Genomic DNA, 15,168 nt, shown 5'->3' on the forward strand with positions numbered 1-15,168 from the left:
TAAATTAATTTAATATGTTGGGCCTGACCCCCGCCAAGGTAAAAGTACAAATGAATACTTTAGTGTTTGGTGCTTATGTTTCACTTGCACTTCTTCTTTTTTGTTCGACAGTGTTGAATTTTGGGGCCTGACCCCCGCCAAGGTAAAGTTTTACAGGGTTAAAGTAAGTTAGAAAGTGGCATGGAACTATCAATTTTTTGTAGCTTTTTTATATATCGCTGGGCGATATATGAGAATGTGAAACCAGATATAGTAGAAAATCTACCCACGTCCCCAATAATTATCACTATTTTTCAAATTTCAACAAATTCCCGGGAAATATCTACAAATTATGAGCAGATATTGACGAAATCTGGGGCTTCGAATAACGGGCCTTCCCCCCGCCAAGGTAAAAGTACAAATGAATATTTTATATGTTTGGTGCTTATGTTTCACTTTCACTTCTTCTATTTAGTTCGACAGTGTTGGATTTTAATTGACAGTTTTCATACTATTTGATAAATTGAATTTTGAAAAAGAAATAGGTTAACAGAAGGAGGAGTTAAATGACACGAAAGCATAGAATTTGGTTTCCTGGTGCTATGTATCATATCACTGCAAGGGGAAACCGGAGATCTTCACTTTTTAATCAACGCGATGATTATCTTACCTATTTAGGAATCCTCGAGGACGTTCGCTCCATGTACCCCTTTCATCTTCATTCCTACTGCTTGATGACCAACCATATACATCTTCAAATCGAAACAACGAATTTCCATATTCAATTAATTATGAAAGAAATGCACTCTAGGTATGCCATTTATTTTAATAAGAAATATCATTATGATGGACATGTTTTCCAAGGACGATATGGAGCAGAGATAATCGATACAGATCAGTATTTTCTTGAAGTCAGTCGCTATATTCATCGTAATCCCCTTGAGGCAAAGATGGTGAAAAACCTATCATCCTATGAATGGAGTAGTTATCCTAGCTATCTTAATCTAGTAGATAATCACCATGTATTTCCACGCAAAACACTTTCCTATTTTCAAGAACCACTCACATTAAATTATAAGCACTTTGTTGAAAACCCTATAAAGAAAGAACAGGAGTTGTTAAAATGATTGCAAAGATCATGAGTATTGGCCTAAAAGGAGTTGAAGGCTATCGGGTTCAAGTTGAGGTCCAAACACTCGATGGCATGGAAGCATTTCTAATTGTCGGGCTGCCCGATGCCTCGGTTAAAGAGTCAAAGGAAAGGGTCTCTACAGCACTTCATTCATATGGCCACCAGTTAGTAGATCAGAAGACAGTTGTCAATCTCTCCCCATCTGAGCAGAAAAAGAATGGCCCCATCTTTGATTTACCTATGGCTATCGGAATTCTCAAAAGTACGGCTGTGATACGGGTTAAAATTCCGGCCACTACATGCTTTATTGGAGCATTATCATTAGATGGTTCCATTTTACCGTTTGAAGGTTTACTAGCAGCAGCTTTAGCCGCAAAAAAATTAGGGTTCACAATCGTATACATGCCATTCGTTCCAAATCTACCGGATATCAAAATGGAGGGGCTCGATATTGTCTTTGTTTCCTCCCTTCATGAAGTCATTCAACATCTCTCCGGCCAAATGCTGATTCCTTTTCACTCTCCTCAACTTATACAAGATGATAGCATCGAATATGAAAAAGACTTCCAAGATATTATCGGTCATGAATTTGCAAAACGTGCGCTAGAAATCGCCGCTGCTGGGGAGATCACGTTTTTATGGCAGGACCACCTGGATGTGGAAAAAGTTTGCTTGCTGAAACATTTCCGTCTATTTTACCGCCATTATCAAACGAGGCACAACTCGAAAAGGTAAGCTTGTATCAATTAGCAGGAAGCGAGGTTTTACAAATCAATCAACCATCTTACCGCAATCCTCATCATTCAGCATCTAGTGTATCGATTATCGGCGGTGGTCAAAACCCAAAGCCTGGTGAAATATCATTGGCCCACCGCGGGGTACTGTTTTTAGATGAAATGGCGGAGTTTTCTAAGAAAACATTAGACATGCTACGACAACCCATCGAAACACAGAAAGTCACCATCAGCAGAGCACGCTCAACTGTAACCTATCCAGCCGCCTTTCTTTTAATTGGCGCTATGAACCCTTGTCCCTGCGGCTATTTGGGGTCAAGTTCTCATTACTGTACATGCACTCCAAAACAAATCCAATTCTATCAAAACCGGATATCTGGCCCAATACGTGATCGATTTGATATTACCTTATCCTTACAATCTATCAGTTTGGACATGAAGAGTAATGACCAAAGCGAGACATCCGAAATGATTAGGAAACGTGTCGTCAAAGCCCGTAATCGTCAATATGAAAGATACGACAAAGAAATTTGCAATGGACGAGTCTCATATGAATTGTTAATCAAGACAAGTAATCCATCAGAGAAAATCAAACAACTCCTACAACAAATGGCACTCAAAAAGAAGTGGAGCAACCGAATCCAAGTGAAAATGATGCGACTAGCCCGTACAATATCAGACTTAAGAGAAGAAAACCAAATATCAGAAGAGGCAATCTGGGAAGCAATGACCCTAAGTCGTTCCACCGATAACAACCGAATTGTGGGACAGAGGGACAGGTCCCGCGTCCCAGGTTCTAGGTCACATTGAAGCCAGGAAAAATCCCCAAAGTATTTAGAGAAAGATGGTCTGTTCGTCCGACCCCAAAGATATCATAGGACAAATGAATATTAGGGTACTATTAATTTATTTTTACCAGTACTACGGTCTTTTCAAAAGAAGCGTGTATTATTAAATGGTTTGACCAGGAGGAGACAAATGTAGGAGATTGTAGGGTACCTGATCATGTTCAGGAAATGAATGATTCAATACACCAACCCACTCCTAATCAAGAATTGTCTGAAGCTCCCACACAAAAGGGGGTACCTAAATTGAATCAGACTTTAGAGAAGGAAAGTGAAGTTCAACAAACGGATCCGGCAACTTTTTATCAAAATGTTAAAAAGGAATTTAATCTTTACGCTAATCAGCTTAATCGCCAAGTAGAGAGAAAAAAGGATTAAACTAAAATACGGACAGCTGCTTATGCCAGAATCAGTACAGAAGTACCGCACCAATTAGGCAGTTTGGAAACGCAGATCGCATACTACACATATTACAATTTAAAAGATCCAGATCAATCGCTTGTCAAAGTGTACGCTGATAAAGGAGTAAGTGGAACGACAACAGAACATCGAGCAGAATTCCAACGTTTAATCGAGGATTGTAAAAAAGGAAAAATTGATCGGATTATTACTAAGTCAGTTTCAAGGTTTGCAAGAAATAAAGTTGATGTGCTTGAGACGGTGCGTATGCTAAAAGCAATGAAGCCTCCGGTCGAGGTGGTATTTCAAAAAGAGAATATACGAACTTTAGATGAAGATGGCGAAGTGATGCTGACGGTATATAGTGGACTGGCTCAAGAAGAAAGCAGAAGCCTTGCAGAATCAGTAGCTTGGGGAAAGCGTAGGTTAGCGGAGCGAGGTCAGTTTAAAACAAAGTATGCAAGGTACGGCTATGATTACAATGAAGATGGGAATCTGGCCGTCAACCCAGAGCAAGCCGAGGTGATTCACCGCATTTTTCGTGAGCTTTTAGCAGGAAAAACGACAAATCAAATATGTATTGAATTGACTGAAGACGGCATTGAAACAGCCAGAGGAAGAAAGAAGTGGCATAGTACCTCGATGGATAGCATGATTACTAACCCGATATACTGTGGAGACTTTGTGTACCAGCGATATTACGTAACAGACACATTATCGGGAAGACAGGCTGAAAGCAGAGGTGAACTGCCTCAGTACACAATAAGGGATCACCATCCGGCAATCGTGAGTCGGGAAGATTGGGAAGCGGCTCAACAAATTATGAACAATCGAAGTGAGAATAGAAAAGGAAGTAAAAAAAGGCCTCACGACCGCCAAGAGTTCTTTAACATATTTCATTGCTCCGAATGTGGAGCACCGGTAATTCACGTAAGAAGTTCAAAAGGTGGCGTTCATTACTGGCGGTGCAGAACTGCCGAGAAAAAGTATGTTGAAGAAACTTGTGAAGTACGTGGATTTAGAGAAATATCGATGGAACATACCTTTATGGCACTTTTACAAGAAATGAAAAATAATGAAGGGGTTAAGGATGATATTAGGCAAGCGTTCAAAGACCATGCCCCTGATGACGACGAACGAAAGAGGATAGAACAAGTTAAGGAAGAGATGCAGCAATTATATTACCAGCTCTACGATACGGTAGAGGAAGGTGAAAAGCATGGCGGCGATCCAAACCAAATAAAGGCTATAACGGACCAGATTGTGGAGTTGCAAAATCAGATTTATGAATTTGAGGACAGAGAACAAAAGGGTCATGAAGCGGAAAAAGACCTAGCATGGTTTCTGGAAGAATTAGAAGCCATTCAGGAATTCAAGCCAGACAAAGAACGGATTGAATTCCGGCCAGATATTTTCAGCCGAATAGTTGAAAAGGGAGTCATTCATCCAGACGGAAGGATTGTCTACGATTTGAAATTTGGCTTGCAGCTGACCGCGATTGGAAATGAAAAGATGGCCTGGCGGTTGAGGAAGAAGGGCAAACCTCGTAAGAAGAAAAAGTGAATATAGTTCAAACATAAACCACTGAGTTAGCTTAATCTGCTACTTGGTGGTTTTTTTGTCGTTATTTAGGAATAACAATCCCAAAATACTTACATTTTTTTACGAAAAACCACAAAAACAGAATTATCTAATGTAAAATGTATTTGTTATGTAAGCTGTATTTAGTCATTTATTTCTATATTAACCTTTACTGTAATTTTTATGCATAAAGCATATATTGCCAAAATGGGTATCAATTGATACCAAAAATGTTGCTAATGGATATTGGGAGTGTTATAATAAAAACAAAGAGTCAAGACTAAGTAAACGAATTGAAGATAGATTTGAGGTTGTAACATATTTAGACAGGTTAAAATACGCTATAGAGAGCGGTTCAGTAAAAATTAACTTTCAAAAAAATCGAAGAGTGGATGAGGAAAGGGACCAAAAGTATACCAATAGATATACAATGGCCCATTTGTTTCCTGATGAAGATGAAGTAGAAGCCTTAAAAAGAGAACTTTCACTTTTAACTGTTGAAGATTACATTGAAACCGTAAAGGACCTCAGATTTCCCAATTATTCAGAGATGCGAGTATTTGGAAAGGAATATGTTAATGAGGATGTTTATATAAAAATCAGAGTGGAACTACTAAACACTACGCATGTTGCGGGTGACAGTTTTATTTTGGTTATGTCCTTTCATTTTGCAGAGATTCCATTTAAGGAAGAAGACTTTCCTTATAGAAAGTAAAGGTGAGTATAATGAAAATATTAAAAAGTGAAAAGAAACTTTGCCTACTTTGTATGGAAGAGCATGTGGTCGAAACAGTTGAAGTGACTGATCATGAAATTTTTAAAGGTGAAGAAGTTAGCTTTATCGCTCATTATGAGTATTGTTCTGCTACGGAAGATTTTCTAGAGACGGAAGAAATGATAAAAGCTAATAGTCTAGCGATGAAAGATGCATACCGAGAGAAGTTAGGATTGTTAACCTCAAGTGAGATCGATGACATTAGAAAGAAATATGACATTAGTCAAAAAGATTTTTCTGAAGTCTTAGGTTGGGGAAGAGCAACCATTACAAGGTATGAAAATCATCAAGTACAAGACCGTGCCCATGATGATGTTTTAAGGAAAATTAGTTCCGACCCAAAGTGGTTTATAGAAAAACTACATGAAGCAAAGGAACAAGATAAAATATCAGAAAGAGCCTATTTAAAGTCTTTACATGAAGCAAATGAACAATATAAAAAAAAGAAAAATCAATATCTTATAGATTCAATTTACGCTAGTTATGCGGATTATGAAGACCCAATAACTAGGGGGAATTCAAATCTTAATTTAAAAAAAGTAATTGAAATGATTAATTATCTTTCAGAAAAGGTAAATAGTCTTCACAAAGTAAAGCTTATGAAAATGCTATGGTATTCCGATATAGTACACTTTAAGAGACAAGAAAAATCGATAAGTGGTCTTGTCTATAACGCTCTTCCAATGGGGGCTGTTCCTGAGGGCTACGACCAAATCGTATTATTAGATGGTGTTCACTTTGATACAGTTCAATACGGTGAAAATATTGGGTATAAGTTTAAACCATCACCAGGGTTCGAAATTACGGAGTTAACAGAAGAGGAAATACAGACTCTAGACCATATAATTTCAGAGGTTGGCAATTTAACTACTGATGAAATTGTTCATAAGATGCATGAAGAAGAAGCATATAAGCATACTGCAAGTAATAGCCCTATATCTTATTCATTTGCAAAAGATTTATCAATCGATTAATAAGGGGTATGGCGTGGTTTATTCCTATACCTATATAATAGAAGAAACTAGTTCAATAAAGTTTGAAATTCAGTCCGTCACTAAAAAGTGGTGGGCTTTTTTGTTTGCCTTCATTTATAAATACATCTATAACGCATAGTATCTATTTTTGCAAAAACATCATTATATAAAGATAAAAAAGGCGAATTAGATACAATATATAGTGTTTTTACGTTGGTTTTAATTCTATATATAGTTTTTTATCTTTATCGAATCATGGGGTATTGTTTTTAGATGAAATGGCGGAGTTTTCTAAGAAAACATTAGACATGCTACGACAACCCATCGAAACACAAAAAGTCACCATCAGCAGAGCTCGCTCAACTGTAACCTATCCAGCCGCCTTTCTTTTAATTGGCGCTATGAACCCTTGTCCTTGTGGCTATCTAGGTTCGAGTTCCCATTACTGTACATGCACTCCAAAACAAATCCAATCCTATCAAAACCGAATCTCAGGCCCTATACGTGACCGATTTGATATCTCCCTATCCTTACAATCTATCAGTTTGGATATGAAGAGTAATGACCAAAGCGAGACATCCGAAATGATTAGGAAACGTGTCGTCAAAGCCCGTAATCGTCAATATGAAAGATACGACAAAGAAATTTGTAATGGGAGGGTCTCGTATGAGTTGTTAATAAAAACGAGTAATCCATCAGAGAAAATCAAACAACTCCTACAACAAATGGCACTCAAAAAGAAGTGGAGCAACCGAATCCAAGTGAAAATGATGCGCCTTGCCCGTACAATTTCGGATTTAAGAGAAGAAAACCAAATATCAGAAGAGGCAATCTGGGAAGCAATGACCCTAAATCGCTCCACTGACAACAACCTAATTGTGGGTCAGAGGGACAGGTCCCGCGTCCAAGGTTCTAGATCAAAGTGACGCCCGGAAACTCCCCAGGAATTTAGGTCACAGTGACGCCTTGAATTTTGCCGAAGGTTGGGGAGCAATATTTGATTCCTAAAAGTATGTAGCAAAAAGGGCGTCTATTTTATGACGCCTTTTGTTTGTTAAGAGAACTGCTGAGGAGAGAACGGAGAGACGAGAACAGTCACAACAAGTGAAAATATACAATATTAAAAAGCCTCTAAGGGCCTTTAACAAAAACAGGAATCCCACATACGGGATTCCTGCAGCTTTTTTTAAATGTTATTCATTGTAAAACGCCGTCTTTTAGAACAACTTTTCCACTCTTTATTACAACATCAGTATGATTCATACCATAAAAATATTGGAGTTGCTTATAGTTCGCTACATTTAAAATGACTACGTCAGCCTTTTTTCCTTCTTCCAGAGTACCGATATCATCACCTTTATTAATTGCATAGGCAGCATTAATTGTCGTTGCGGTAATCACTTCCTCAAGTGTGAGTCCCATATTCATACAAGCTAAATTCATAATAAATGGTAGACTAATTGTTGGCGACGAGCCTGGATTAAAATCGGTAGATATCGCTACAGGTACACCTTTGTCAATCATGAGGCGTCCACGTGCAAAAGGAGCTTTTAAGAAAAAGGCAGTACCGGGTAATAAAACGGCAATCGTTCCTGCTTGTGCCATTTTTTGAATCCCTTCATCGGAAGCTACAAGCAAATGCTCAGCAGAAATGGCCCCAACCTCGGCAGCAAGTTCTGCTCCTTCATAAGGTTCAATCTCGTCTGCATGTATTTTTGGAATCAATCCATATTGCTTACCGGCTTCTAGTATGCGCCGTGACTGTTCAGGGGTAAAAACACCTTTTTCACAGAAAACGTCATTGAATATCGCCAAATTTTCTTCGGCAACTTTCGGAAGCATTTCATTAATAACGATATCCACATATTCGTCTTCACGACCCTTAAGGTCTGTTGGAACTGCATGTGCTCCCATAAAAGTACTGATGACATCAACAACATGTGTCTCTTGTAGCATTTTCGCAACTGTTAGCTGCTTTCTTTCATTTTCCCAATCTAGGCCATAGCCACTTTTAGCTTCTACAGTTGTAACACCGTACTTTAAAAATTCATTTAGATGCTGATACGATTTATTGTATAATTCTTCGAGGCTTCCTTGGCGCGTGCTCGTTGTCGTTGCATGAATTCCGCCACCAGCATTCATGATTTCCATATAGGTAGCACCATTTAAACGCATATTGAATTCATTTTCTCGAGTACCACCATGCACTAAATGGGTGTGACAATCTATTAGGCCAGGCATTACAACCTTTCCAGTTGCGTCAATGATTTCTGCTTCCATTACTAAATTTGAATATTCCCTTTGGATATCTTCCAACAAACCCACCGCTACAATACGGTCTTTGTCTAACAGAACGCTAGCTTTTTCAATAATCCCTATTTCTCTCATTGCTTCTTTTATGCGGGGACCTTTATTAGTACCTTTTAAAGTAATGACTTCATTTGCATTTTGTATTAGTATAGCCATTCAAATCAACCTCTTTTGTTAAGCATTGGCATATTAATTTGTTTTTGTTTTGCAGTTTCTATCGCGAGGTCGTAACCGGCATCTGCGTGACGAACAACACCCATGCCTGGGTCTGAAATAAGCACACGGTTAATTTTTTCAGCCGCAAGTGCTGTACCATCAGCAACTAATACTTGACCAGCGTGTTGCGAGTAACCCATTCCTACACCACCACCATGGTGTACACTTACCCAGCTTGCCCCTCCTGCGGTATTAATGAGAGCATTTAAAATTGGCCAATCCGAAACTGCATCAGAACCGTCTAACATGCCTTCTGTTTCACGATTTGGTGATGCAACCGAACCTGAATCCAGGTGATCGCGGCCAAATACAATTGGAGCGCTTAATTCACCATTTGCAACCATTTCATTTACCTTTAATGCAAATCGATGACGATCGCCGTAGCCAAGCCAACAAATTCGAGCAGGAAGACCTTGCCATTGTACCATCTTCTGTGCCATGTCAATCCAATTCACTAAGCCCTCATCATCGGCAAACATCTCTTTAGCCAGTGCATCCGTTTTATAGATATCTTCTGGGTTTCCAGATAAAGCAGCCCAACGGAAAGGACCTTTTCCTTCACAGAATAATGGACGAATATAAGCAGGAACAAATCCAGGGAAATCAAAGGCATTTTCGACCCCCATCTCCTTAGCGTATGCGCGAATATTATTTCCATAATCAAATACTTCAGCACCAGCTTTTTGGAAATCTAACATGGCTTGAACATGTTCAGCCATTGCCAATTTAGCTTTTTGCTCATAATCTTTCGGATTTGATTTTCGTAATTCTTGTGCCTCTTCTAATGTCATACCATTAGGTACGTATCCGTTAATAGGATCATGTGCAGATGTTTGGTCTGTTACAATGTCAGGAATAACACCACGGTTAAGTAGCTCACGATGTACATCTGCACAATTGCCAACTAAACCAATGGATGCTGGTGTTTTCTTATCACGTAAATCATTCACTAAGGCAAGTGCTTCATCAACCGTTTCTACTAAATAGTCACAATAACCCTCTTTAATTTTACGCTCGATCCGATTGCGGTCTACTTCCACAACTAAAATAACCGCTCCAGCCATTTTTCCTGCCAGTGGTTGAGCGCCACTCATTCCACCCATTCCACCAGTTAAAATGAATTTTCCACGTAAATCTGGAGTTCCAAATACTTTTTTACTTGCTTCCACAAAACTTAAATATGTACCTTGTAAAATACCTTGGGCACCAATGTAAATCCAGCTACCAGCGGTCATTTGGCCATACATCATTAAATTACGTTCTTCTAAACTATAAAAATGCTCCCAATTTGCCCAACCAGGGACAAGATTTGAATTTGCTATTAACACTCGAGGGGCATTTTCGTGAGTACGAAAAACAGCCACTGGTTTACCAGATTGGACGAGTAAAGTCTCATCATTCTCCAATTCTTTTAAACTAGCAATAATTTGGTCATAGCTTTCCCAGTTACGTGCTGCTTTTCCTATTCCTCCATATACAACTAACTCATCCGGATTTTCAGCTACCTCCGGATCAAGATTATTCATAAGCATGCGTAGCGCAGCTTCTTGTGTCCAGCCCTTACAAGTTAATTCATTTCCCCTAGGCGCTCTTATTATCGTTTTATTCATTGTTAATCTCCCCTTTTAGATGAAGTAAAGTAATAAAAAGGTATGCACCCATCCAAATGGCTTTCCCTCTTATCCATATTGTAATCTTCATAACCTATGTAAAATATAGAAAAATCAGGAATGAGATAGAAATTATATTTATAGTTTTGTTCAATTTTACTTGTGAAGTAGGAAAAATATATAAATCTTAATTTTTATTGATTAAAAATTTCATTCATCTTGTGTTGAAAAATGCGTGTACTTGATTGATAAATTTTATAACTAACGGTGGCAAATACCGGTTTTTATCATACGCCAAATATACAATTCTTGATATGTTTGGGGCATAGATATTTCTTATAATGCAATTATTTCTACTAGAATGCGTGACATAATTTTCCGGGACAACTGTTATTCCAAGACCTGCTTCAACTAAATTGTATGCAGTTTCGAAACGTTCAATTTCAAATTGTATGTTTGGCTTTATTGCTGATTTTTTAAAAGCATTTAAAATATCATTACGGGTTTGAAACCCTTCCTTACAAACTATAAAGCTTTCCTCAGCCATGTCATTCATTTCTATTATTTCTTTTTGTACCAAATGATGATTTGGTGGTAAGAGAGCAACTAATTTCTCGTTATAAATAGGAACAGTTTCAATCGTTTCATGTTCAATAAATTGATTCGTAATGGCTAGGTGAATGTCTAAATTTTGAATGGCTTCTATTACATCGTTCAAACTTAATTTCTCCAATATTGTTACGCGTACATCCGTATGTTCTTTCTTATATGTCGCCAAAACCTTTGGTATCCAAAACATGGTTGATTCAATCAGACCAATTGATAATTCGAGTGGCCCCTGAATCTTCATTCGAGTCATTTCGTTCGATATATGTTCAAAATGAAATAATAACTTTTTTGCCTCGTGATATAAAACTTTTCCTTCTTTCGTAATACACATATCCCTTGTATTTCTCTCGAATAATAGTAATCCTAGTTGTTTTTCCAACTTTTTAATAGCCATACTTAATGATGGTTGAGAGACATGGAGTAATTCAGCTGCTCGAGTATAGCTTTTTTCATCGACTATGGTAACGAAATAGCGTAATTGACGTAAATCCACTTTTTAACACCCCATGATTAATAATAGGAAATAGGAAGATGGCAAAAAAATATTTATGACTTGTAGAGTTCTTTTACTACCAAATAGAGTAAGATCATTTATAAACAGAACTTATAAAAACATAAGAAAAATATATTTGTAATTATATATTATGTTAATTAAACTAGTATTGTAAATGTTAGATAAAATGTTTATTTTCTGAAATTACAAACATGAACAGACTGGAGGTGTTTCGCCATTTATAAATTAGTAGATAAAGAACTTTGGACTGGGCGTATTGACAGTGAATTAGACCAAGCAAGTTTTCGATTTCACCAGTGTGTGAATTATAAACATATTGACGATATCGAACAATATAACCAGGCTTTCGCGATTATTGGTTTCGCCTGTGATGAAGGGGTGCGGCGAAATAAGGGAAGACTCGGTGCAAGATTGGCACCTCCTGCAATTCGATCACTGTTAGCAAAATTGCCATATCATCTTCCAAAAGATGTAGAAACCATTGATATAGGCGATGTTTCTTGTGAAAGTGGTGATCTGGAGAAAGCCCAAGAAGAATTAGGTCAAGTGGTAAGCATGCTCTATGAAAAAAATAAAACTCCAATTATTTTAGGAGGGGGGCATGAAACATTATATGGTCATTATTTAGGAGCTAAACAATTTATTGGCCATGATAAAACATTAGGGATTATCAATATTGATGCTCATTTTGATATGAGGGATGACGAAGTACCATCTTCCGGCACTATGTTCCGGCAAATATTGGAACAGGACGATAAAGCAAGTTATTTGTGTTTAGGAATTCAGGAATTTGGTAACACAAAATCACTGTTTCAAACAGCTGAGAAATTGGGATGTCACTATATCCTAGAGAAAGATTTAACAAAAGATGACTTTCAACACACATTCAAAACGATTGATGAATTTTTGAATAACAATGATCATGTCATTGTCACCTTGTGTACAGATTCCATTCAATCATCTGCAGCGCCAGGAGTCAGTGCTCCATCACCTTTTGGGATTGAGCCAAATACAGCAAGAACTATTCTAAACTATATTGTTTCGAAAGAAAATGTGCTTAGTTTTGATATATCAGAGGTAAATCCGCTATTGGATGAGGATGAAAAAACGGTAAGATTAGCAGCTTACTTGGTTGCTGAGATTATGAGTAGTTTTTAAATAATTGTAAACGTTTTACCGAATTCGTGTATTATATTTCAATTGTACAAATGATCTTGAAAGTTTTGGATGTAAGTCAGTAGAGTAAATTGTAATAAACTAGTTTACTATTTTAATTCATTTATAAAAATATATTATTTACATATAGGGGGAATTAAACATGCATTATTCACCAAAGAAAGGTCAAAGTCACGGCTTACCATATGATCCTTTTAAAAGTAGTTGTATACCACGCCCAATTGGATGGCTTTCAACCAGATCTAAAGATGGAGTAGATAATCTTGCTCCATACAGCCAATATCAAAATCTAACTTGGGATCCACCTATGGTCATGTTTGCTGCCAACCAATCAGTACTAGATGGCGGTAGAAAAGACACAGTTCGAAATGTTGAGGAAACTGGTTGGTTTGTTTGGAACATGGCTACATGGGATTTACGTGAAGCCGTAAATATTTCAGCGAAGGCTTTAACTGCAGATGTCGATGAATTTGAGGCTGCGGGTGTAACGAAGAAGAGCTGTATCGAAGCTCCTGTATCACGTGTGGCTGAGTCACCGGTCCAATTCGAATGTGAGTATGTTCAGACTATTAGAATACCAACTGGTAATAAAACTTCCACTGTTGATTTAGTTATTGGACGGGTAGCTCATGTACATGTTTCAGATGACATCATTCTGCCGAGTGGAAAACTTGATATCTTGAAGATAAAACCTATTGCCCGCTTAGGTTATTATGATTATACAGTTGTCAACGAAATATTTGAGATGAAGGCACCAGCTGCTACAGTAGAGGAGTTGGCTGGCCTTGAGGGAAAAACCGTTTAATTTTATTTAGTATAAATCCCCTACTTCAATTAGTGGGGGATAACTGACTTAAGGGGTTTTTTTTTACAGCAATGGTTTTCTGAATATTTAGTAATGTATAGTTTTTATAAAAAAAGGAGGTATTTATGTATGTTACAATCTCAACCAAGCAATGTAGAAGCAAATCCTGGACCCCAAGAAAAAACATCGGCAAGTATTCCTAATATCTTGAAATTCACATGTTTTAGTTTAATTGGCATTTTTGTTTTTTTTGTGCCAATAACCGTTGATGGTACTTCTTCAATCCCTCTAGATCATATGGTTACTTGGTTAAATACAACCTTTCCGTCAATAGCACCAATCTATGCTTTACTTGTAATATTAGGGGGAGTTATCTATCCATTTGTAAAAAAAACCTGGAATCAAGGCCTTTTCAATATCGTTTTTTCATTATTAAAGATTATGGGGTTAGTGGTTGGGATTATTATTTATTTAAAAATAGGTCCAGATTGGTTAATGAATGAACATGTTGGCCCGTTTTTATTTGATGTACTAGTTGTACCTGTTGGGATTATGGTACCGCTAGGTGGTGTGTTTTTATCACTACTAATTGGATATGGTTTATTTGAATTTATGGGAGTTTTTTGTCAGCGAATCATGAAGCCAATATTTAAAAGTCCTGGGCGTTCTGCAGTAAGCGCACTAGCGTCATTTGTTGCAAGTTTTGCTGTTGGATTGCTAATTACGAACAAAGAGTTTAAAGATGGTAAATATACAGTAAAACAAGCGGCGATTGTTGCAACTGGTTTTTCAACTGTAACAGTTGCATTTATGATTATAGTTGCAAAGACGTTAGATCTTATGAGTATGTGGAATTTGTATTTTTTCGTTACAGCATTTGTAACGTTTGTTGTAACAGCTATTACAGTAAGAATTTGGCCAATTAATAAAATGAGTGATGAATACTATAATGGAATGGAAGGCAAGCCTGAAGAAATAGTAAAAGAAAAGTATATACAGAATGCTTGGAAACAAGCAATGGAAGCTTCGAACAATGCGCCAAGCATAGGAAAGAATTTATGGGTTAATTTACGTGATGGTATGGTCATGACAATGAGTATTTTACCTAGTATTCTATCGGTTGGATTAATCGGTATTCTCCTTGCCGAATATACAAATCTTTTTGATATCTTAGGTTATATTTTCTATCCATTTACTGCATTATTACAACTGCCAGATGCATTCTTAATAGCTAAGGCGGCAGCGCTTGGAATTACTGAAATGTTTCTACCAGCTTTATTAGTTGTTGAAGCGACACTTGTTACAAAATTTGTTATTGCAGTTGTTTGTGTTTCTTCTATCCTCTTTTTATCAGCAAGTATTCCAAGTGTATTAAGTACAGATATTCCAATTAGTTTTCCTAAACTTCTTGTCATTTGGTTAGAACGTACGATTCTAAGTTTGATTATTGTTACACCTATAGCTTATTTATTGTTATAGATATTTCATTAGAAAAAGAAGTAAACCTAG

At 37.3% G+C, this 15,168-nt stretch carries 12 protein-coding genes and 1 pseudogene; 10 read left to right on the forward strand and 3 right to left on the reverse strand.

The window, feature by feature from the left end; translation table 11 throughout:
* Positions 1–545 precede the first annotated feature (545 nt).
* The 7 genes and pseudogenes from CKJ95_RS17475 (at position 546) to CKJ95_RS17505 (ending at position 7,345) form a co-directional block, all read left to right on the forward strand.
* Positions 546–1,106, forward strand: coding sequence for a transposase (locus CKJ95_RS17475; RefSeq protein ID WP_099354725.1), 561 nt, complete (start codon positions 546–548; stop codon positions 1,104–1,106).
* Positions 1,103–2,655, forward strand: a pseudogene (locus CKJ95_RS17480) (YifB family Mg chelatase-like AAA ATPase). The gene CKJ95_RS17475 and the pseudogene CKJ95_RS17480 overlap by 4 nt, the downstream one beginning before the upstream one ends.
* 281 nt (positions 2,656–2,936) lie before the next feature.
* Entirely contained in the window at positions 2,937–3,068 is a 132-nt protein-coding gene (locus CKJ95_RS23885) for a hypothetical protein (protein ID WP_257215839.1), read from the forward strand.
* A 6-nt stretch (positions 3,069–3,074) separates the two neighbouring features.
* Positions 3,075–4,652 carry a recombinase family protein gene (locus CKJ95_RS23890; RefSeq protein ID WP_257215856.1) on the forward strand — a complete coding sequence of 526 codons (1,578 nt, stop codon included), beginning with the start codon at positions 3,075–3,077 and terminating at the stop codon, positions 4,650–4,652.
* 217 nt (positions 4,653–4,869) lie between these two features.
* Positions 4,870–5,385 carry a hypothetical protein gene (locus CKJ95_RS17495; protein ID WP_257215840.1) on the forward strand — a complete coding sequence of 172 codons (516 nt, stop codon included), beginning with the start codon at positions 4,870–4,872 and terminating at the stop codon, positions 5,383–5,385.
* 11 nt (positions 5,386–5,396) lie between these two features.
* Entirely contained in the window at positions 5,397–6,419 is a 1,023-nt protein-coding gene (locus CKJ95_RS17500; RefSeq protein WP_099354728.1) for a type II TA system antitoxin MqsA family protein, read from the forward strand.
* Positions 6,420–6,646: 227 nt separating this feature from the next.
* Positions 6,647–7,345: an ATP-binding protein gene (locus CKJ95_RS17505; RefSeq protein WP_306475372.1), complete on the forward strand. Its 699-nt coding sequence runs from the start codon at positions 6,647–6,649 to the stop codon at positions 7,343–7,345.
* 271 nt (positions 7,346–7,616) lie between these two features.
* On the opposite strand, the gene hutI is transcribed toward CKJ95_RS17505, so the two are convergent.
* From hutI to CKJ95_RS17520, 3 genes are all read right to left on the reverse strand, one after another.
* The gene (gene hutI / locus CKJ95_RS17510; RefSeq protein ID WP_099354729.1) at positions 7,617–8,885 is read right to left on the reverse strand and encodes an imidazolonepropionase; all 1,269 of its coding nucleotides are present in this window, start codon (positions 8,883–8,885) and stop codon (positions 7,617–7,619) included.
* Between the two features lie 5 nt (positions 8,886–8,890).
* Positions 8,891–10,555 (reverse strand): urocanate hydratase, encoded by a 1,665-nt coding sequence (hutU, locus tag CKJ95_RS17515; protein ID WP_099354730.1) that lies wholly within the window; start codon positions 10,553–10,555, stop codon positions 8,891–8,893.
* A 214-nt stretch (positions 10,556–10,769) separates the two neighbouring features.
* On the reverse strand, positions 10,770–11,657 hold the full coding sequence (locus CKJ95_RS17520; RefSeq protein WP_099354731.1) for a LysR family transcriptional regulator: 888 nt from the start codon (positions 11,655–11,657) through the stop codon (positions 10,770–10,772).
* A 276-nt stretch (positions 11,658–11,933) separates the two neighbouring features.
* Here CKJ95_RS17520 and hutG point away from each other — a divergent pair, with 276 nt between their 5' ends.
* The 3 genes from hutG (at position 11,934) to CKJ95_RS17535 (ending at position 15,138) form a co-directional block, all read left to right on the forward strand.
* Entirely contained in the window at positions 11,934–12,836 is a 903-nt protein-coding gene (gene hutG, locus CKJ95_RS17525) for a formimidoylglutamase (RefSeq protein WP_306475373.1), read from the forward strand.
* 160 nt (positions 12,837–12,996) lie between these two features.
* Positions 12,997–13,659, forward strand: coding sequence for a flavin reductase family protein (locus CKJ95_RS17530; protein WP_099354733.1), 663 nt, complete (start codon positions 12,997–12,999; stop codon positions 13,657–13,659).
* 129 nt (positions 13,660–13,788) lie between these two features.
* Positions 13,789–15,138, forward strand: coding sequence for a YjiH family protein (locus CKJ95_RS17535; RefSeq protein WP_099354734.1), 1,350 nt, complete (start codon positions 13,789–13,791; stop codon positions 15,136–15,138).
* Positions 15,139–15,168 lie beyond the last annotated feature (30 nt).

It is taken from the genome of Fredinandcohnia onubensis (genome assembly GCF_002734285.1).
Taxonomy (GTDB): domain Bacteria; phylum Bacillota; class Bacilli; order Bacillales; family Bacillaceae_L; genus Ferdinandcohnia; species Ferdinandcohnia onubensis_A.

Bases quoted from the DNA above. Each gene is read 5' to 3' on its own strand.
- CKJ95_RS17475 (WP_099354725.1), top strand. From the start codon at position 546: ATGACACGAAAGCATAGAATTTGGTTTCCTGGTGCTATGTATCATATC.
- CKJ95_RS17500 (WP_099354728.1), top strand. From the start codon at position 5,397: ATGAAAATATTAAAAAGTGAAAAGAAACTTTGCCTACTTTGTATGGAA.
- hutI (WP_099354729.1), bottom strand. From the start codon at position 8,885: ATGGCTATACTAATACAAAATGCAAATGAAGTCATTACTTTAAAAGGT.
- hutU (WP_099354730.1), bottom strand. From the start codon at position 10,555: ATGAATAAAACGATAATAAGAGCGCCTAGGGGAAATGAATTAACTTGT.
- CKJ95_RS17530 (WP_099354733.1), top strand. From the start codon at position 12,997: ATGCATTATTCACCAAAGAAAGGTCAAAGTCACGGCTTACCATATGAT.
- CKJ95_RS17535 (WP_099354734.1), top strand. From the start codon at position 13,789: ATGTTACAATCTCAACCAAGCAATGTAGAAGCAAATCCTGGACCCCAA.